At 62.7% G+C, this 18,413-nt stretch carries 18 protein-coding genes; 9 read left to right on the top strand and 9 right to left on the bottom strand.

Translation table 11 applies throughout. The features are described 5' to 3' along the window. Positions 1 to 113: 113 nt before the first annotated feature. Complete coding sequence (locus ACFJI2_RS04140; RefSeq protein ID WP_219914930.1) at positions 114 to 581, top strand: DUF6328 family protein; 468 nt, start codon at positions 114 to 116, stop codon at positions 579 to 581. Between the two features lie 23 nt (positions 582 to 604). Here ACFJI2_RS04140 and ACFJI2_RS04135 read toward each other — a convergent pair whose 3' ends face one another. Then, a complete protein-coding gene (locus ACFJI2_RS04135; protein WP_377703866.1) occupies positions 605 to 3,970 on the bottom strand; it encodes a PDZ domain-containing protein in 3,366 nt (1,121 codons plus the stop codon). Between the two features lie 182 nt (positions 3,971 to 4,152). Here ACFJI2_RS04135 and ACFJI2_RS04130 point away from each other — a divergent pair, with 182 nt between their 5' ends. The 5 genes from ACFJI2_RS04130 (at position 4,153) to ACFJI2_RS04110 (ending at position 9,041) form a co-directional block, all read left to right on the top strand. Further along, the gene (locus tag ACFJI2_RS04130; RefSeq protein ID WP_377703865.1) at positions 4,153 to 5,028 is read left to right on the top strand and encodes an alpha/beta fold hydrolase; all 876 of its coding nucleotides are present in this window, start codon (positions 4,153 to 4,155) and stop codon (positions 5,026 to 5,028) included. Then, entirely contained in the window at positions 5,028 to 6,065 is a 1,038-nt protein-coding gene (locus ACFJI2_RS04125) for a sensor histidine kinase (protein ID WP_377703864.1), read from the top strand. The genes ACFJI2_RS04130 and ACFJI2_RS04125 overlap by 1 nt, the downstream gene beginning before the upstream one ends. Next, positions 6,065 to 6,868, top strand: coding sequence for a LytR/AlgR family response regulator transcription factor (locus ACFJI2_RS04120; protein ID WP_377703863.1), 804 nt, complete (start codon positions 6,065 to 6,067; stop codon positions 6,866 to 6,868). Before ACFJI2_RS04125 ends, ACFJI2_RS04120 begins: the two co-directional genes overlap by 1 nt. Then, positions 6,865 to 7,548 (top strand): alpha/beta fold hydrolase, encoded by a 684-nt coding sequence (locus ACFJI2_RS04115; RefSeq protein ID WP_377703862.1) that lies wholly within the window; start codon positions 6,865 to 6,867, stop codon positions 7,546 to 7,548. Before ACFJI2_RS04120 ends, ACFJI2_RS04115 begins: the two co-directional genes overlap by 4 nt. A 167-nt stretch (positions 7,549 to 7,715) precedes the next feature. Continuing rightward, positions 7,716 to 9,041, top strand: coding sequence for an IS4 family transposase (locus tag ACFJI2_RS04110; RefSeq protein WP_377703861.1), 1,326 nt, complete (start codon positions 7,716 to 7,718; stop codon positions 9,039 to 9,041). A 44-nt stretch (positions 9,042 to 9,085) separates the two neighbouring features. Here ACFJI2_RS04110 and clpA read toward each other — a convergent pair whose 3' ends face one another. Further along, on the bottom strand, positions 9,086 to 11,389 hold the full coding sequence (gene clpA, locus ACFJI2_RS04105) for an ATP-dependent Clp protease ATP-binding subunit ClpA (RefSeq protein WP_107877978.1): 2,304 nt from the start codon (positions 11,387 to 11,389) through the stop codon (positions 9,086 to 9,088). Next, positions 11,386 to 11,688 carry an ATP-dependent Clp protease adapter ClpS gene (gene clpS, locus ACFJI2_RS04100; RefSeq protein ID WP_056402670.1) on the bottom strand — a complete coding sequence of 101 codons (303 nt, stop codon included), beginning with the start codon at positions 11,686 to 11,688 and terminating at the stop codon, positions 11,386 to 11,388. Before clpS ends, clpA begins: the two co-directional genes overlap by 4 nt. 333 nt (positions 11,689 to 12,021) lie before the next feature. Here clpS and ACFJI2_RS04095 point away from each other — a divergent pair, with 333 nt between their 5' ends. Further along, positions 12,022 to 12,225: a cold-shock protein gene (locus ACFJI2_RS04095; protein WP_056403455.1), complete on the top strand. Its 204-nt coding sequence runs from the start codon at positions 12,022 to 12,024 to the stop codon at positions 12,223 to 12,225. A gap of 114 nt (positions 12,226 to 12,339) precedes the next feature. Here ACFJI2_RS04095 and ACFJI2_RS04090 read toward each other — a convergent pair whose 3' ends face one another. From ACFJI2_RS04090 to icd, 3 genes are all read right to left on the bottom strand, one after another. Continuing rightward, positions 12,340 to 12,960 carry a PEP-CTERM sorting domain-containing protein gene (locus tag ACFJI2_RS04090; RefSeq protein ID WP_377703860.1) on the bottom strand — a complete coding sequence of 207 codons (621 nt, stop codon included), beginning with the start codon at positions 12,958 to 12,960 and terminating at the stop codon, positions 12,340 to 12,342. Between the two features lie 77 nt (positions 12,961 to 13,037). Next, entirely contained in the window at positions 13,038 to 13,244 is a 207-nt protein-coding gene (locus ACFJI2_RS04085) for a type II toxin-antitoxin system MqsA family antitoxin (protein ID WP_377703859.1), read from the bottom strand. Positions 13,245 to 13,360: 116 nt separating this feature from the next. Continuing rightward, the gene (gene icd, locus ACFJI2_RS04080; RefSeq protein ID WP_377703858.1) at positions 13,361 to 14,614 is read right to left on the bottom strand and encodes an NADP-dependent isocitrate dehydrogenase; all 1,254 of its coding nucleotides are present in this window, start codon (positions 14,612 to 14,614) and stop codon (positions 13,361 to 13,363) included. A gap of 102 nt (positions 14,615 to 14,716) precedes the next feature. Here icd and ACFJI2_RS04075 point away from each other — a divergent pair, with 102 nt between their 5' ends. Further along, complete coding sequence (locus tag ACFJI2_RS04075) at positions 14,717 to 15,280, top strand: pseudouridine synthase (RefSeq protein ID WP_377703857.1); 564 nt, start codon at positions 14,717 to 14,719, stop codon at positions 15,278 to 15,280. Between the two features lie 125 nt (positions 15,281 to 15,405). Here ACFJI2_RS04075 and ACFJI2_RS04070 read toward each other — a convergent pair whose 3' ends face one another. Both ACFJI2_RS04070 and rpsT read right to left on the bottom strand, forming a co-directional pair. Beyond that, positions 15,406 to 15,708, bottom strand: coding sequence for a hypothetical protein (locus ACFJI2_RS04070; RefSeq protein WP_377703855.1), 303 nt, complete (start codon positions 15,706 to 15,708; stop codon positions 15,406 to 15,408). A 56-nt stretch (positions 15,709 to 15,764) separates the two neighbouring features. Then, positions 15,765 to 16,031 (bottom strand): 30S ribosomal protein S20, encoded by a 267-nt coding sequence (gene rpsT, locus ACFJI2_RS04065; RefSeq protein WP_056402684.1) that lies wholly within the window; start codon positions 16,029 to 16,031, stop codon positions 15,765 to 15,767. A 263-nt stretch (positions 16,032 to 16,294) separates the two neighbouring features. Between rpsT and murJ the strand changes: the two genes are divergently transcribed. Next, complete coding sequence (gene murJ / locus ACFJI2_RS04060) at positions 16,295 to 17,845, top strand: murein biosynthesis integral membrane protein MurJ (RefSeq protein ID WP_377703854.1); 1,551 nt, start codon at positions 16,295 to 16,297, stop codon at positions 17,843 to 17,845. Positions 17,846 to 17,906: 61 nt separating this feature from the next. Here the strand turns inward: murJ and ACFJI2_RS04055 are convergent, their stop codons facing one another. Next, a complete protein-coding gene (locus tag ACFJI2_RS04055) occupies positions 17,907 to 18,395 on the bottom strand; it encodes an FxDxF family PEP-CTERM protein (protein WP_377703853.1) in 489 nt (162 codons plus the stop codon). Positions 18,396 to 18,413 lie beyond the last annotated feature (18 nt).

Genomic DNA, 18,413 nt, shown 5'->3' with positions numbered 1-18,413 from the left:
AGCAGCCTGAGCCGCATTCGGGGTCAGACCCCGAATGCGGCTCAGGCTGCTGGTGAAGGGCGCGCCACGCTGGCGGGAGCGGCGCTAGAATCACCTCATCAATGGAGGCGTCTATGCGTGAGCAGGTGGAAGCGGAGTCGCTGAAGGAGCAGATGGGTCGCATCATCGAGGAGGCGCGCATGCTGCTGCCGGGTATCCAGGCGCTGTTCGGATTTCAGACCATAGCCGTGTTCAACGAGCCGTTCAAGAAGCTGCCCATGCTGGTGCAGGATTGCCACGTGGCGGCGTTGGCCCTGGTGGTGGTGGCGATTGCGCTGGTGATGCTGCCGGCCGCGTATCACCGGCAGGCCGAGCCTTTTCATATTTCACGGCGCGCCACATCGCTGTCGTCGCGCTGCATCTGCTACGCGCTGGCGCCGCTGGCGGCCGCCATTTCGCTGGACGTGTTCGTGGTGCTGCAGATGGTGACCGGCGATACCACTGTGGCCGCCATCGGCGGCGGCAGCGCCTTCGTGCTGCTGATCAGCGTTTGGTTTGCGTACCCGCAGCTGATGCGGCGCAAATTGAGCCGCATCAGTTGAGTCGCATCAGCTGAGCCGCCGGATTACTTGCTCTTGTCCGGGAAGGCGGGGTGCACCGGCCGCACCGGCGGGTTCTTCGCCAGTTCTGCCTTGATCACGTCGATCGCTTTCTCCAGCTGCGGGTCGCGGCCGGCGATCACCAGCGCCGGGGTTTGCTCGACCTCGATGTCCGGCGCCACGCCTTCGTTCTCCACGCCCCAGCCGCCGTCGCGCGTCCAGAACGCCAGGTTGGGCGCCATGATGAAGCCGCCGTCCATCAGCACCGGGAAGCCGAGGATGCCGACCAGCCCGCCCCAGGTGCGCTTGCCGATCAGGGGTCCCATCTGGTTCTTGCGGAACATCCACGGCAACAGGTCGCCGCCGGAGCCGGCCGTCTCGTCGATCAGCATGGCGCGCGGCCCCTGGATGGAGGCGGACGGCGTTTTCATGTCGGCGCCGTAGCGCATGGTCCACCAGGCGATTTCCTTCTTCTGCAGGATCTCGATGTAGTAGTCCGCCACGCTGCCGCCGCCGTTGAAGCGTTCGTCGATGATGACGGCGTCCTTGTCGGCCTGTGGGAAGAAGTAGCGCTTGAAGTAGGTGTGGCCCAGGCTCGCGGTGTTGGGCACGTAGACGTAGGCCACGCGGCCGTTGGTGGCGGCGTGCACCTTGCGGATGTTCCCTTCCACCCAGTCGCGGTTGCGCAGCGCGTCCTCGCTGGCCACCGGCACCACGGTGATAGTGCGCGACTTGCTGCCGTCCGGGTTGGGGCCAACGGTGATGTCGATGGCCTTGTTGGCGGTATTCTCGAAAGCGCTGTACAGATTGGTGGGCGGCAGCAGCGGACGGCTTTCCACCGCCAGCAGGTATTCGCCCGCCTTCACGTTCAGCCCCGGCTCGGTGAGCGGCGCGCGCAGCGTGGGGTTCCAGTTCAGGCCTCCGTACACTTTCTTGAAGCGGTAGCGGCCGTTGGCGATCTCGTAGTCCGCGCCCAGCAGGCCGCCCGGCACGGCGCGGCTTTCGATGAAGTTGTCGCCGCCGCCGCCGCGATGGTGGCCCACCGCCAGTTCGCTGCACATCCACTGGATCAGGCGGTTCAGGTCCGCGCGGCTGGACAGTTCGGGCAGGAAGGCGGCGTATTTGGCGCGCATCTTGTTCCAGTCCACGCCGTGCATGCCAGGATCGTAGAAGAAGTCGCGGTTGATGCGCCAGGCTTCGTTGAAGATCTGCTCCCATTCGGCGCGCGGCACCGCCTTCACCTCGATGTTGTCGACCTTGATGCGGCCTTCGCCGGCGGGCAGCATCTTGCCGGTGGCCGAGCCCATCACCCAGTTGTCCTTCAGCTTGTAGAGCAGTTTCTTGCCGTCGGCCGAGATGTCGTAGCCGTCCACTTCGGCCACCAGGGTTTCGGCCTTGCGGTCTTTCAGGTCGAAGCGCTGCACGGCCTTTTTGCCGTCCGCTTCGCGCGTGAAGAAGATCTGGCCGGCGGCGCCGGCTTCCAGGTCGCTAATCTGCGCGGCGGGCACCGGCAGGTCGATGATGCGCGTTTCGATGCCGTCGAAGTCGATGCTGATGGGCGGCACCACGGTCAGCGCCACCTTGGGGTCGTCGCGGCCGGTTTTCGGATCGACCTTGGGCGTCTCGGCCGTTTCGGTTTCGGACTTGGCCTTGGCGATTTCCTTCTTCTCGGGTTCTTTTTCCTTGGGCGCGGCCGTGCCCTTCTCTTCGTCGCTCTCCTTGATCAGCGGCGAAGGCAGGTCGCGCCGCAGCACCGCCATCCAGATGGTGCGCGTGACGAGGTTGTCCTCGTTCTGCTGCGAGAACCAGTTGTTGCTTGGACCGGCGTTGGTGGAGGCGAAGAAGTACAGGTATTTGCCGCTCTTGTCGAACACGGGGTTGGCCACGTCCGACAGGCCGTCTGTCACGGCATACGATTTGTTCTGTTCCAGCGAGTAGATGTAGGCCGAGCGCGTGTAGCTCATGGAGTTGAGCGTGTAGGCGATCCAGCGCGAGTCCGGCGCCCAGGCCGCGCGCAGCGTCTTGTTCACGCCGTACAGCGGTTCGGATGCGATCTTCTTCGTGGCGCCGGTGGCGACGTCCAGCACGTACATGGTCCAGGCGTTGTCGGTGTAGGCGATCTTCTTGCAGTCCGGCGACCAGACCAGGTTGTCGTAGTAGCCGGCGCCGGTGAGCTTGAACTTCTTCACGGCGCCCTTGCCGTCTTGCTGGCGGATGTGCAGTTCGTATTCGCCCGATTCGTCGGACACGTAAGCCACCGAGCGGCCGTCCGGCGACCAGGCCGGGTTGCGCTCATGCGCGGAGGCGCTCTGCGTCAGGTTGCGCACGTCGCCCTTGTCGGCGGGGATGGTGACGATCTCGCCCCGGAATTCGTAGGCCACGCGCGCGCCGGATGGCGAGATGGAGGCGTTGCGGATGTACCTGGCGCCGCGCACCCAGCGCTCGCGCGACAGGCCCAGGTCGGCGCTGACGCCGATGGTGAGCTTGCGGCCTTGCGCGTTCGCTTGCGCATTGGCCTGCACGCCGCCCAGGTCCAGCGTGTGCAGGTAGCCCGCCTGTTCGTACACCAGCGTGTTGCCGGCGGCGGAGATGTTCAGCACCGGGAAGTCGCGGTGGTCGGTGATCTGGCGCACGGCCTTGGTTTTCAGGTCGTAGGCGTGCAGGTTGAATTCGCCGCTGCGGTCGGAGCGGAAGTAGACCGTGTCGCCAATCCAGATGGGGTCGACGTCGTTCGAGTAGGTGGCTGGCTGCGGGATTTTTTCCACCGATTTGTCGCCGAAGCTGTACAGCCACAGGATGGAGTTGGTGCCGCCGCGATAGCGCTTCCATTGCATGAACGCGGGCGAGAACGGGTTGTAGGCCACGCGCTTGCCGTCCGGCGAGTAGGCGGCGCGCGCGGCGTTCGGGATTTCCAGTTCGGTTTCCACGCCGCCGTTCACCGGCACCGTGTACAGCTTGCGGTAGCGGTTGTTGAAGGCTGCGCGCGGAGAGGTGAACAGCACCGATTTGCCGTCCGGGGAGAAGCCCTGCGCGATGTCCTGGCCGGGATGGTAGGTCAGGCGCTTGGGTACCCCGCCTTCCACCGGCAGCACGTATACGTCCCAGTTGCCGTCCAGCTGCGCGGTGTAGGCCAGCAGCTTGCCGTCCGGGGAGAACACCGGGTTGGACTTCTCGCCCACGTCCGACGTGAGGCGGCGCGGCGCGCTGCCGTCCAGGTTGGCGAGCCAAAGGTCGCCGGCGTACATGAAGGCGATGTGGCGCGCCGAGACGGCGGGCTCGCTCAGCATGCGGGTGTCGCTGGTGCTCGGCAGGGCTGCGGCGCTTGGGGCCAGCAGCATGGCACTGGCAGCGGCCAGCGGGGCAATAAGGGATTTCAGACGGTGTACTCTCACGTGCGGCTCGCTCAGTGGTGGTGAATGTGGCAATACCTGGTTGGCAAATATACACCAGTGCGTCGCGCCGTTCATCCTCAATTTTTGCCGTTCATCCCAAGGCCGTGGCCGGGCGGACAACGCGCCGATAGCATCGGTCTTCATCGCAACCAAGCATCGCAACCAACCAGAGGATACGCACCATGTTCAAACGCCTGCTCTCCCGCGCCCTGTTCGCCGGCGCCCTGCTGTCCGCCACCGGCACGTCCTTCGCCGCCAGCCATCCGGCCTTCACCGTGAAGGTGACCGGCAGCGGCGCGCCGGTGATCCTGATCCCCGGCCTGGCCTCGCCGGGCGAGGTGTGGGCCGGCACGGTGCAGCGTTTCTGCGCCACGCGGCAGTGTCACGTGCTGACGCTGGCCGGCTTTGCCGGCACGCCCCCCATCGACGCACCGCTGCTGCCGACGGCGGAGCAGCAGCTGTCCGACTACATCGCGGACAACAAGATGGCGCAGCCGGTGCTGATCGGCCACAGCATGGGCGCCTACCTGGCGCTCAAGCTGGCGGCGGACCATCCGGCGCAGGTGGGCCGCGTGGTGGTGGTGGATATGCTGCCCGCGCTGGCGGCGACCCAGATGCCAAACATGACGCGAGAGCAGCTGGAGGCGGCCGCCGCCCAGGTACGCGACCGCACGCTGCAAGCGGACGACGCCAGCTTCGCGGCGCAGCAGCGCCGCACCGCAGGCACCATGGTGACCGCCACCGCGAACGTCGAACGCATTGTGGGCTGGGGCCAGAAATCGGACCGCAAGACCATGGCAACGTCCATGTACCAGATGCTGTCGCACGATCTGCGTCCCGACCTGGCCCGCGTTACCGCACCGACGCTGGTGCTGGCCGGCTGGGCCGCCCATAAGGGCGTGCTGCCCCGCAGCGCGATCGAAGGCATGTATCAAAGCCAGTACCGGCTGCTGCCCAACGTGCAGTTCGAGCTGACCGATACCGCGCGCCACTTCATCATGTACGACGATCCCGATTGGATGTATGCTCGCATCGACCAATTTTTGAATCCAATGTAATGGACTACTCGGCCCGCCCCTGGCTCTCGCGCATCAACTGGTACTGGACACTGCAGCTAAGCGGCTGGCTCTGCATCCTGCTGTTCGTGCTGGCCACCTACAGCTGGGCGCTGCACATGAAGGGCGTGCTGCTGACCACAGTGTGGGCGGCAGCCAGCGGGTTGTTGCTGTCGCACGCCTGGCACTGGCTTTTCAAGCGCCAGGGCTGGCATGCGCCGCGCATCCGCTGGCAGATGTTTGCGGTGCCGGCGCTGGTGCTGTCGCCGCTGCAGGCGGCCAGCGTCACGCTCGGCATCAAGCTGATTCAGCACGCGTCGCCGGCCAGCTACGGCTTCCTGCCGATGGCGCTGATCTTCTGGGCGCTGGTATTCGTCAGTTGGACCGGCTTTTACCTGATGGTGAAAGCAATCGGCCGCGCGGCGCGTGCCGAGGCGGAGACGCTGCGCCTGCAAGTCAGTTCCATGGACGCCGAGCTGCGCGCCCTGCAGGCGCAGGTGAATCCGCACTTCTTCTTCAATAGCCTGAACAGCGTGCGCGGCCTGATGTATGAGGACCGCGATGCGGCGGCGCAGATGATAGACCAGCTGGCCAGCCTGATGCGCTATGCCCTGCAGTCGGGGCAGTCCGACACGGTGTCGCTGGCCTCGGAGCTGGAGGCGGTGCAGGCTTACCTGGCGATCGAGCAGATCCGCTTTGAGGAGCGCCTGCGCGCCAGCCTGCATATCGAGGCCGGTACGGAAACCGTGCAGGTGCCGCCGATGTCGCTGCAGACGCTGGTGGAGAACGCGGTCAAGTACGGCGTGGAAGGCAGCACCACCGGCAGCGACATCACCATCAGCGCGCGGCGCGAAGCAGGCTGCGTGCGCATCGAGATCGCCAACACCGGCGCGCTGCGCCAGTTCAGCAACTCCACGCAGGTGGGCTTGAGCAATGCGCGCAAGCGGCTCGCGCTGGCGGTGGGCAACGGCGCCAGCCTGGAACTGGCGGAACACGGCGGCTGGGTGCGCGCCACGCTGACCTTGCCGGAGGCTGCCTGATGCGCGTGCTGCTGGTCGATGACGAGCGCCTGGCGCGCGCGGAACTGCGGCGCCTGCTGGCGGCGCATCCGAACGCGGAGATCGTCGGCGAAGCGGTGAGTGCGGCCGACGCGCTGACGCAGATCGCGGCCCTGCAGCCGGACCTGCTGTTGCTCGACGTGCAGATGCCCGGCGGCAGCGGCTTCGACCTGCTTGCTTCGCTCGACAGCGTGCCGGACGTGATCTTCACCACGGCTTTCGACCGCTACGCGCTGCAGGCCTTTGAAGTGAATGCCCTCGACTACTTGCAGAAACCGATTCAGCCCGCGCGCATGGCGGCGGCGCTGGCGCGCGCGGTGCAGCGCAGGCAAGCCGCCGCAGCGCTGGCCGGCGGGACGCGGGCCGGCGCAGTCGCCTGCGCCAGGGCCGGGGCGGCACCGGGAGTCCCGGATGGCGGTATGAACGGCGCCATGGACGGCGCTGATGCCCCGCGCCCGCCGCAGAAGCTGTTTATCAAGGACGGCGAGCGCTGCTGGTTCGTCGCGCTGCACGATATCCGCCTGTTCGAGTCCGAGGGCAATTACACGCGCGTGTACTTCGACGGCCAGCAGCCACTGATGCTGCGCACGCTGACGCAGCTGGAAGAGAAGCTCGATCCGCAGCGCTTCTTCCGCGCCAGCCGCCGCCACATCGTCAACCTGGACCACGTGCGCGGCGTGGCGCCGAACGAGGCCGGTGGTCTTGACCTGACGCTGCGCGACGGACCGGCAGTGGAAGTCTCGCGCCGGCGCGCCGCCCAGTTCAAAACACTTTCAAGCTTATGACACCTCTAGTCCTGATCCCCGGCTACATGCTGGACGAAACGCTGTGGGACGACGTGCTGCCCCTGCTCGGCGCGGACACGCCCATCGTCCATGCCAGCTTGCGCGAGGGTGCCACGGTGGAGGAGATGGCGCGCCACATCCTGGCTGCCTGTCCTCCGGTGTTTACGCTGGCCGGATTTTCGATGGGCGGCTACATCGCCCGCGAAATGGCGCGCCTGGCGCCGCAGCGCGTGCAGTCGCTGATATTGATCGCCACCTCCGCGCGGCCGGATTCGCAAAGCACGCGCGAACAGCGCGCCAAGGCTGCGCTGAATACGCCGCCGGGACCATTCCGGGGCTTGAGCAAGGGCGCCATCGTCACGTCGCTGCATCCGGACCGGGTGCGCGACGAGGTCTTGATTGCGCGTGTGCGCGCCATGGGGGAGCGGCTGGGGCGGGAGGTGTTCCTGCGCCAGTCTTTGCTGGAGCGCGGCGATGTGGAGCGGCTGGGGGCTATCGCTTGCCCTACGCTGGTGGTGGCGGCTGCGCAGGATCAGTTGCGCTCGGCCGATCAGGCGGAGCAACTGCGCGATGGGATTCCGGGGGCGGTGCTGGAGATTGTGCAGGACTCGGGGCATTTGATACCGCTGGAACAGCCGGCGGCGCTGGCGGCGCTGATGCGGCGGGTAACGCTGCGCTAACCCGCCCTACCCGCCCTATCTGTCACCCACGGCTGCAGCCCGCAGCCGGGGCGCTGGCTTGGAGGCGAAAAAAAACCGCCCGAGGGCTAATGCCGTTCAGTTAAGACTGAGCGGCATTTTTATTTTGTGGTTGTAAACATTGCAAATCGCTGTTAACCTGCGTCGCAATGCTAGATGACGCCGTTCATTTCCTCGCCGATGGTTTAGAGTGCCCCGATTGGCGGCGGCTTGGGCAGCACTTACCCTATGATTGGATCGAAGAAGCGGTTGTCTGCACACACGCGGTGAGCATCCGCCAGCGTCGGTTGCCAGCCGAGCAAGTGGTGTGGTTGATCATCGCTCTGGCGCTGTACCGGCACAAATCCATAGGCGAGGTACTTGACGACTTGGGCTTGGCATTGCCGGACGCGCAAGCGCCTTTTGTGAGTAAAAGTGCGGCGGCCCAGGCGCGTCAGCGCCTCGGGGCCGAGCCACTGCAATGGTTGTTCGAGCGCTCGGCGCAAGCCTGGTGCGAGCAAGATCGCCGGGCCTATGTATTCAAGGGGCTCCAGTTGTTCGCTATGGACGGCACGACCTTGCGCACCCACGACACAGCGGATAACAGGGTCCATTTCGGTGCGCAAAATTACGCCGGCGACACTGTGGCCGGCTATCCGCAAGTACGCGGCGTAACGCTGACCGCGCTCCCCACCCACTTGATTCGCAACGCCGCGTTTGGGCCTTACGCAAGCAACGAGATGGCCTATGCTAAAGAGCTGGTACCCCATATTCCGGCTGATTCGCTCACCATATTTGACAAGGGCTTTCTGGCGGCCGAAATTCTGTGCGCTGTGACGACCGGGGCCGAGAACCGCCATTTTCTCATCCCCGCCAAATCCAACACCAAGTGGGAGGTGATCGAGGGCGATGAGCACGACGCCATCGTGCGCATGCGGGTATCACCACAAGCGCGCGTCAAGTGTCCGGCATTGCCGGAGTTCTGGGAAGCGCGCGCCATCACAGTGGTTGACCAACAGGCGCGCAAAAGGATCCTGCTTACTTCGCTACGCGACCGTCGGCGCTATCGCGCTGCCGACATGGCGGCCTGCTATGAACGACGCTGGGGCATCGAAACCAGTTACCGCGAGCTCAAACAGACCATGCTGGGCACGGCGTTCACCTTGCGATCAAAGACGGTCGAAGGCGTGTATCAGGAAATATGGGGCACGCTGACTGCATACAATCTGATTCGACTGGAAATCGCCAAGGCGGCACTAGTCGCCAAGTGCGAGCCATCGGAGGTGAGCTTCATCAGGGCATTCCACCTCATCCAGTTCGAATTGCACTGGGCCGGCGTCACGCGCTCTTACGGCAAGCTGCCGGCATCGATGAAGCATTTGCGGGAAAGGTTGGTTACCCTCCTCAATGAGGAACGGCCCGGTCGGAAATTCGACCGGGCCGTCAAGGGCAGACCAAGGAAATATGCCGCCAGGGTACTAAAGAAAAGCCCTTAACTGAACGGCATTAGCCCGAGGGCGGTTTTTTTCGGCCTTGCGGCTTAGTCGACTTCCACCGTTTCGGGCGGCGGGCTGGGCGCGGCGTCCGATTCGGGGAACTCCAGCTTGACCTGGTCTTTCTCGTCCAGGTCCACCGTCACGCGGCCGCCGGACACGAGGCGGCCGAACAGCAGCTCGTCGGCCAGCGCCTTGCGGATCATGTCCTGGATCAGGCGCGACATCGGGCGCGCGCCCATCAGCGGGTCGAAGCCCTTCTTGCCCAGGAACTTGCGCAGCGCCTCGGTGAACACAGCTTCCACCTTCTTCTCGTGCAGCTGCTCTTCCAGCTGCATCAGGAACTTGTCCACCACGCGCAGGATGATTTCCTCGTCCAGCGCGCGGAAGCTGATGGTCGCGTCGATGCGGTTGCGGAACTCCGGCGTGAACATGCGCTTGATGTCGGCCATCTCGTCGCCCGCCTGCTTGGTGGTGGTGAAGCCGATCGACGTCTTCTGCAGGCTCTCGGCGCCCGCGTTCGTGGTCATGATGATGATCACGTTGCGGAAGTCGGCCTTGCGTCCGTTGTTGTCGGTCAGCGTGCCATGGTCCATCACCTGCAGCAGGATGTTGAAGATGTCCGGATGCGCTTTCTCGATCTCGTCCAGCAGCAGCACGGCGTGCGGCTTCTTGGTGATCGCCTCGGTCAGCAGGCCGCCCTGGTCGAAGCCGACGTAGCCAGGCGGCGCGCCGATCAGGCGCGACACGGCATGGCGCTCCATGTACTCGGACATGTCGAAGCGGATCAGTTCAATGCCGAGGATGAAGGCGAGCTGCTTGGCCACCTCGGTCTTGCCCACGCCGGTCGGACCGGAGAACAGGAAGGAGCCGATCGGCTTGTCGGTCTTGCCCAGGCCGGCGCGCGCCATCTTGATGGCGGACGACAGCGCGTCGATGGCAGGGTCCTGGCCGAACACCACGTTGCGCAGGTCGCGGTCGATGGTTTGCAGCTTGCTGCGGTCGTCCTGGTTGACGGTTTGCGGCGGGATGCGCGCGATCTTGGAAATGATTTCCTCGATCTCGGTTTTCCCGATCGTTTTCTTCTGCTTGGACTTCGGCAGGATGCGCTGCGCTGCGCCGGCTTCGTCGATCACGTCGATGGCCTTGTCGGGCAGATGGCGGTCGTTGATGAAGCGGGCCGCCAGTTCGGCTGCGGTGGACAGCGCGGACGCGGAATACTTCACGCCGTGGTGTTCCTCGAAGCGCGACTTCAGGCCGCGCAGGATCTGCACGGTTTGCTCGACGGTAGGCTCGTTCACATCCACTTTCTGGAAGCGGCGGGAGAGCGCGTGGTCCTTCTCGAACACGCCGCGGAACTCCGTGTACGTGGTCGCGCCGACGCATTTCAGCTGGCCGTTGGCCAACGCCGGCTTGAGCAGGTTGGACGCGTCCAGCGTGCCGCCCGAGGCCGAACCGGCGCCGATGATGGTGTGGATCTCGTCGATGAACAGGATGCCGTTCGGGTTGTCCTTGAGCTGCTTGAGCACAGCCTTCAGGCGCTGCTCGAAGTCGCCGCGGTACTTGGTGCCGGCCAGCAGCGCGCCCATGTCCAGCGAGTAGACCACGGCGTTCTGCAGGATTTCCGGCACGTCGCTTTGCGTGATGCGGTAGGCCAGGCCTTCGGCGATGGCGGTCTTGCCCACGCCGGCTTCGCCCACCAGCAGCGGGTTGTTCTTGCGGCGGCGGCACAGGATCTGGATCACGCGGTCCACTTCCTCTTCGCGGCCGATCAGCGGATCGATCTTGCCGTCGGCGGCAGCCTTGTTCAGGTTCTGCGTGAACTGGTCGAGCGGGCTTTCCTTCTGCTGGCCCTCGGCGCCGGGGGCGCCCTCTTCCACGCCCTCGGACGCCTTGGCGGCATCCGATTGCTGGTCCTTGCGCACCCCGTGCGAAATGAAGTTGACCACGTCCAGGCGGGTCACGCCCTGCTGGTGCAGGTAGTAGACCGCGTGCGAATCCTTCTCGCCGAAGATGGCCACCAGCACATTGGCGCCGGTAACTTCCTTCTTGCCGTTGGAAGCGGACTGCACGTGCATGATGGCGCGCTGAATCACCCTCTGGAAGCCCAGCGTCGGCTGGGTATCCACTTCGCCCGTGCCCGGCACGGTCGGCGTGTTATCGCCGATGAAGTTGGTCAGGGTTTTCCGCAGGTCCTCGATGTTGACTGCGCAAGCACGCAACACTTCGGCCGCCGATGGGTTGTCCAGCAACGCCAGCAGCAGATGCTCTACCGTGATGAATTCATGCCGTGCCTGCCGTGCTTCGACAAACGCCATGTGCAAACTTACTTCCAGTTCCTGCGCAATCATACTTCCTCCATCACACACTGCAGGGGGTGGCCTGCCTTGCGTGCATGCGTTAATACAAACTCCACTTTGGTACTCGCGATATCCTTCGAGAAGACGCCGCACACGCCCTTGCCGTAGCGGTGCACGCTCAGCATGATCTGGGTGGCCGTTTCACGGTCCTTGTTGAAGTACTCCTGAATGATGGCCACCACGAATTCCATCGGTGTGTAGTCGTCATTCAGCAACGCCACCTGGTACAGGGGAGGCGGTTTTAGCGTCTGCCGTTCCAGCAGCTGTTCGGTGTCATGCTTGGTTGCCATACGCTTATATTCTAATGCTTTCGGTGTTGTTGCAACGTGCTTTATGGACGTAAATCCATTTGTATTCCATCTTACGCGTTTTCCCGACTTGGCGCAGATGGCGCCCGTCGCGTCAAAATCAAGAGTGGCTTTTCTGACAGGCTGTGCAGCTGTTGCAAGAAAAATACTAATAGGGCTGCGAAAGCGCTTGACATTAAAAATTGTTCCGCCAACAATGCGATATCGACTCGTGCAGAAATGTACATGTTGATAAGAAGTGAGGCGTCGAGGAGGGGGCAGGAAGCTTCTTGCTTTTATGGCTCGTGTGATTCGTTTTTATTGAAAGTTTTTTTTATGGCAACTGGTACCGTTAAGTGGTTCAATGACTCCAAAGGCTTTGGCTTCATCACTCCTGATGATGGCGGCGAGGATTTGTTCGCACACTTCTCCGCGATCAACATGAATGGCTTCAAGACCCTGAAAGAAGGTCAAAAAGTTCAGTTCGAAGTCACCCAAGGCCCTAAAGGCAAGCAAGCTTCCAACATCCAGTCGATGTAAGCAATAGCTGTTCTGGAAGTGAGAAACCCCGCAATCGTGGGGTTTTTTTTCGTCTCCAAACAACAACGCCAACCGGAGCGGTTGGCGTTGTCGCTTGCGTCGGAGGCGCCGCCCTTATTTGGCGCGGCGGCGGCGCACCAGGCCGGCCACACCCAGCCCGGCGAGCAGCAAGGCCACACTGCCCGGTTCCGGCACCGCGTTCACGCTGACATTGTCGATAAACAGCGACGAGTCGGCGGCGCCCGACAGGTTGATGCCGTTAAAGCTCAGCGTGTGGCTGCCGCCGGTCAGGCCGGAAATATTATAAGTGTAGGAAGTCCAGCTTGAGTCCACCGGCTGCAGCGTCGGCGCCAGCGCCTTGCCATCTATCAGGACATTCACGCTTTCGTGGTTGCCGGTGCGCTGGGACAGCTGGAAGCTGACCTGGAAGCTGCCGGCTGCGGAACTGAATACTTGCGACAGGACCGGGTCGGCCCAGCCAAAGGGGCTGTAATTCTGCAGGAAAGCCACGGTGCCCTGGGAGGCCACGCCGTCCCAGGAATGGTCAATGATGCCGCTGCCGTTGGTGAAGGTCCAGCCCGGGGCGGACACCACGGTGGAGCTGAAGCCGTTGCCGTACAAGGCGCTGCCGCTGCCGACGTTGGAATTGCTGAAGCTGCCGTTCTGTATCAGGTTGGCGTGGGCGCAGGTGGCGAAGGCGCTGGCGCACGCCAGCAACAACATGGAACGGAACATAGGAGCCTTGTATGATGGGAATGGAATTTCCCCATTATACATTTAAATTACAAAATAGAAACAAAGTTGCATTAAAATCACTTGCCTGCTTGCACCTCGCGGTTGAAGGCCAGCATGGCGTCGCCGATGCGCTTGCTCTCCTTGTCGGTGAACACGCATTCGCCGCAGGCGCCGCAGAAGTCGCCGGTCACGGCAGGGATGACGGTGGATTTGCCTTCGTAGGTGTACGGCATGTCCCTGGTCTGGTGCACCAGTGAACCTTCGCCGCAGAATGGACACTGCATAACTGCTCCTGTGTTGTCGTCTAGCATCAGCATACACCAAGCAAAAAGGCCCCGCACTCGCGCGTAGTGCGGGGCCTGGCAGCCTTGTACGGCGGACCTCGCCGCCGGCTTGCAAGTTACATGTTGTCGATCATGACGTCGCCGAAGCCGGAGCACGACACCTGGGTCGCGCCTTCCATCAGGCGCGCGAAGTCGTAGGTGACTTTCTTCGAGGCGATGGCGTTTTCCATGGACGAGATGATCAGGTCGGCCGCTTCGGTCCAGCCCATGTGGCGCAGCATCATTTCGGCGGACAGGATCAGCGAACCCGGGTTCACGTAGTCCTTGCCGGCATACTTAGGCGCGGTGCCGTGGGTGGCTTCGAACATGGCCACCGAGTCCGACATATTGGCGCCCGGCGCGATGCCGATGCCGCCCACTTGCGCGGCCAGCGCGTCCGAGATGTAGTCGCCGTTCAGGTTCAGGGTGGCGATCACGCTGTACTCGGCCGGGCGCAGCAGGATCTGCTGCAGGAAGGCGTCGGCGATCGAATCCTTGATGGTGATTTCGCGGCCGGTTTTCGGGTTCTTGAACTTGCACCATGGGCCGCCGTCGATCAGCTGGGCGCCGAATTCCTTCTGTGCCAGGGCGTAGGCCCAGTCGCGGAAGCCGCCTTCGGTGTACTTCATGATGTTGCCCTTGTGGACGATGGTCACGGAAGGCTTGTCATTGTCGATGGCGTACTGGATGGCCTTGCGCACCAGGCGCTCGGTGCCTTCGCGCGAGACCGGCTTGATGCCGATGCCGGAGCTGTCCGGGAAGCGGATCTTCTTCACGCCCATTTCCTTGACCAGGAAGTCGATCAGCTTCTTCACGCCTTCGCTGCCTTCCTGGTACTCGATGCCGGCGTAGATGTCTTCGGAGTTTTCACGGAAGATGACCATGTCGGTCTTCTCCGGCTCGCGCACCGGCGAGGGCACGCCGGCGAAGTAGCGCACCGGGCGCAGGCAGACGTACAGGTCCAGCTCCTGGCGCAGCGCCACGTTCAGCGAACGGATGCCGCCGCCGACCGGCGTGGTCAGCGGGCCTTTGATGGAAACCACGTAGTCCTTCAGCACTTGCAGGGTTTCTTCCGGCAGCCACACGTCCGGGCCGTACACGCTGGTCGACTTCTCGCCGGCGTAGATTTCCATCCAGCTGATCTTGCGCTGGCCGCCGTAGGCCTTGGCCACCGCCGCATCCACCACCTTGATCATCACAGGGCTGATGTCCACGCCGGTGCCGTCGCCTTCGATGAAGGGGATGATGGGTTGGTTGGGTACGGTCAGGGAAAAATCGGCATTGACGGTGATTTTCTGGCCGTCAGCCGGAACTTTGATATGTTGAAACATCGTGATCTCCGAGGTGGATGGGGTAGGTCTTCTATAAGACATAAGACGTGTGTTTCACATTATGCACCAGTATTTTAACCAGCGCCACGGTACAATTCTGCCATGCCGCTAATCTTATTCAACAAACCATTCCAGGTATTGTGCCAGTTTTCCCCGCAGCCCGAGCGCGAAACGCTGGCCGACTACGTCAAGGTGCCCAACGTCTACCCCGCCGGCCGGCTGGACGCGGACAGCGAGGGCCTGCTGCTGCTGACCGACGACGGCAAGCTGCAGCACGAGATCGCCCATCCCGAACGCAAGGAGGCCAAGGTCTACCTGGTGCAAGTGGAAGGCGTGCCGGACGCGGACGCGCTGGCGCGCCTGCAGGCCCCGCTCGACCTGGGCGACTTCACCACCAAGCCCTGCAAGGCGGTGCGCATTGCCGAGCCGGCCTGGCTGTGGCCGCGCAATCCGCCCATCCGCAGCCGCGCCGATGCGCCCACCGCCTGGCTGGCCATCACGCTACAGGAAGGCAAAAACCGCCAGGTGCGGCGCATGACGGCCGCCATCGGCCACCCTACCCTGCGCCTGGTGCGCAGCGCCATCGGCGGCATTTCGCTGGCCAGCCATCCGCTGATGCCGGGCGAGTGGATGGAGGTGTCGCCCAAGGATTTGCGGCCGCGCTGAGAGGGGCTGGCAGCGTGCGTATTGATGCATAGCAGCAAAAATAGTTCCGGAATTTGATGAAAATCATGTCAACTGCCGATAGTTCTCAGCGTTAATGAAGCAGATTCATCCGAATCTCCTCGTTGTCAAAAACCGCTAAAGGAAATCGACATGTCCAAACTTATCGCTGCTCTGGTTGCTTCCCTGTTCGCTGCATCCGCTTTTGCTGCCGCTCCTGCAGCCTCCGCTTCGGCGTCGGCGTCGGCCATGGCGTCCGCTCCGGCAGCGTCGGCATCCGCCTCGATGGCCGCTTCGGCACCGAAAGAGAAGAAACACCACAAGAAAGCATCGGCTTCCGCTGCAGCATCGGCTGCCTCGGCCGCCTCCGCCGCCTCCAAGTAACAGCATCCCTGCAGGCAAACGCAAAAACCCGCGATGGCTTGCGCCACGCGGGTTTTCTTACATCGTGCTTCACGACGCGGCGGCGCAAGCGCCGCCAGCGGAATTAGGCTGCCAGTGCTTTCAGAGCAGCGGCCAGACGGCTCTTATGGCGAGCTGCCTTGTTTTTGTGGATGATTTTCTTGTCGGCGATGCTGTCGATGGTCGACACGGATGCCTGGAAGATTGCGGTAGCAGCAGCTTTGTCGCCGCCCTGGATCGCTTTACGCACTGCCTTGATTGCGGTGCGCAGGGTCGAACGCTGAGCCGAGTTGTGAGCGTTTTGCTTGACTGCTTGACGAGCGCGTTTGCGCGCTTGTGCGGTATTTGCCATGGTGGTTCCTAATCGTTGTCAAAGTTCGTTTGCAAACAATAGCGTTTGCCAAACAGGTGTTTGTTCAGTCTGTCTGCCTAACCATGTAAGCCAAGGGACGCTGGCAAAACATTAGTGTCTGCGATACTGAAATCTGTACAGCCTTAAATTATAGCGGGCTTTTGGCGGCAGGGCAATTCCCAAAATGGCAAATTGCTCTTTTCACAGCACTTTCACGGGGGCTTAAGCCTGTGCGATGGATGCGCCCGCTATAATCGCGGCCCATGAACCTGCTCAAAACCCTCGCCGCCATCTCCAGCATGACGATGCTGTCCCGCGTCACCGGCCTGCTGCGCGAAAGCCTGTTCGCGCGGGCCTTTGGCGCCGGCGCCTACACCGACGCCTTCATTGTCGCCTTCCGCATCCCCAACCTGCTGCGCCGGCTATTTGCCGAGGGGGCGTTCTCGCAAGCCTTCGTGCCCATCCTGGCCGAATACAAGAACCAGCACGGCCAGCAAGCCAGCAAGGATCTGGCCGACCACGTGGCCACTACGCTGGTGTGGGCCACGGTGCTGGTGAGCGTGGCCGGTATTATAGGCGCTCCGCTGTTTGTCTACCTGATCGCCACCGGCCTGCGCAGCACGCCGGACGCGTTCGAGGCTTCGGTGTGGATGACGCGCCTGATGTTCCCGTATATCGCCTTCATGTCTTTCGTGGCGCTGGCCGGCGGCATATTGAATACCTGGCGCCAGTTCAAGATTCCCGCCTTCACGCCGGTGCTGCTGAACCTGAGCTTCATCGCCGCCTCGCTACTGCTGGCCCAGCACCTGGAGCAGCCCATCTACGCCATGGCCATCGCCGTGTTCGTGGGCGGCATCCTGCAGGTGGCCATCCAGGTGCCGGCGCTGATCGGCATCGGCATGCTGCCGCGCCTGTACCTGAACCCCATGGTGGGCTTGCGCGACGGCGGCGTGCGGCGCGTGCTGAAGAAAATGGGGCCGGCCGTGTTTGCCGTGTCGGCCGCGCAGATCAGCCTGATGATCAACACCAGCATCGCGTCGCGCCTGGCCGAAGGCAGCATTTCCTGGCTGTCCTACGCCGACCGGCTGATGGAATTCCCGACCGCCATGCTGGGCGTGGCGCTGGGCACCATCCTGCTGCCCAGCTTGGCCAAGGCCAATGCTGACGCGGACCACGAGGAATATTCGGACCTGCTGGACTGGGGCCTGCGCCTGACTTTCCTGCTGGCGCTGCCTGCGGCGGTGGGCATGGCCACGCTGGCGGTGCCGCTGATCAGCACCCTCTTCCACTACGGCAAATTCACAGCCGAGGCCGCCGTCATGTCGGCCCAGCCGCTGATGGCTTATAGCGCTGGCCTGATCGGCATCATCCTGGTGAAGACACTCGCGCCGGCGTTTTACGCCAAGCAAGATATCCGCACGCCGGTGAAGATCGCGGTCGGCGTGCTGGTGGCCACGCAGCTGATGAACTTGTTGTTTGTACCCTACATTGCCGTGTCCGGTCTCGCGCTTTCAATCGGACTCGGAGCCTGCATCAACGCCGCCTTCCTGTACCGCGGCCTGCGCAAGCGCGGCGTGTACCAGCCGAAAGCTGGCTGGGGGAAATTCTATTTGAAACTCTTGGTAGCGGTCAGTTTGATGGGCGCAGCCGCATGGTTCAGTGCAGCAAAAGTTGATTGGCTGGCGATGCACCAGCATCCTTTCCTGCGGGCAGGCGCATTATTTCTATTAATAACTATTTGCGCCGTTATTTATTTCCTAGCATTATTTATTATGGGCTTCCGCTTCCGCGACTTTAAACGCCGCGCCAAATAAAAACTTGCCTCTAAAATACAAAAACCCGCTTGCGCGGGTTTTTTTTAAACTTGGTCCCGCGTCACGCGTCGGTATCTTTTTTGCGGCGTGCCAGGAACGCCAGGATGCCCAGGCCACCCAGCAGCATGCCGTAGGTAGCTGGTTCCGGTACAGCCGTCACCGTCACTTCGCCGCTGTACTTGGCGCCCACCGAACCGGTGCCGAACAGGTTCAGCACGAATGGGGCCGCGCCGCTGTGTTCAACGCCGAAGAAGCGCAGTTTGCCATCGTTAAACACGCTGCCGGTGGTACCGTTCAGGTTCGACTGGGTGCCGTCGAAGGTCAGGTTTTGGCCGCTGATCGTCACGACGATCTCGTACAGGCCTGGTGCCAGGCCGCCAAAAGTGATCACGTCGGAGCCGCCCGACAGCACATCATCGGTCGGCGATTTGACGGATTGGAAGAAGTTATTCGCCAGTGGGTTGTCATCCAGAATAACTAGCTGATCAGCCGCGGAGGCGCCGAAAGATGCTGCGGCCATCAGGCTCGCAACAATAAGTTTCAATTTCATAGGTTATCCTTAAAAAGT

It is taken from the genome of Pseudoduganella sp. UC29_71 (genome assembly GCF_042693265.1).
In the GTDB taxonomy this organism is placed as follows: domain Bacteria; phylum Pseudomonadota; class Gammaproteobacteria; order Burkholderiales; family Burkholderiaceae_D; genus Rugamonas.
Note: the sequence above shows the minus strand (reverse complement) of the source record. Positions and strands in the feature narration are given on the sequence as shown.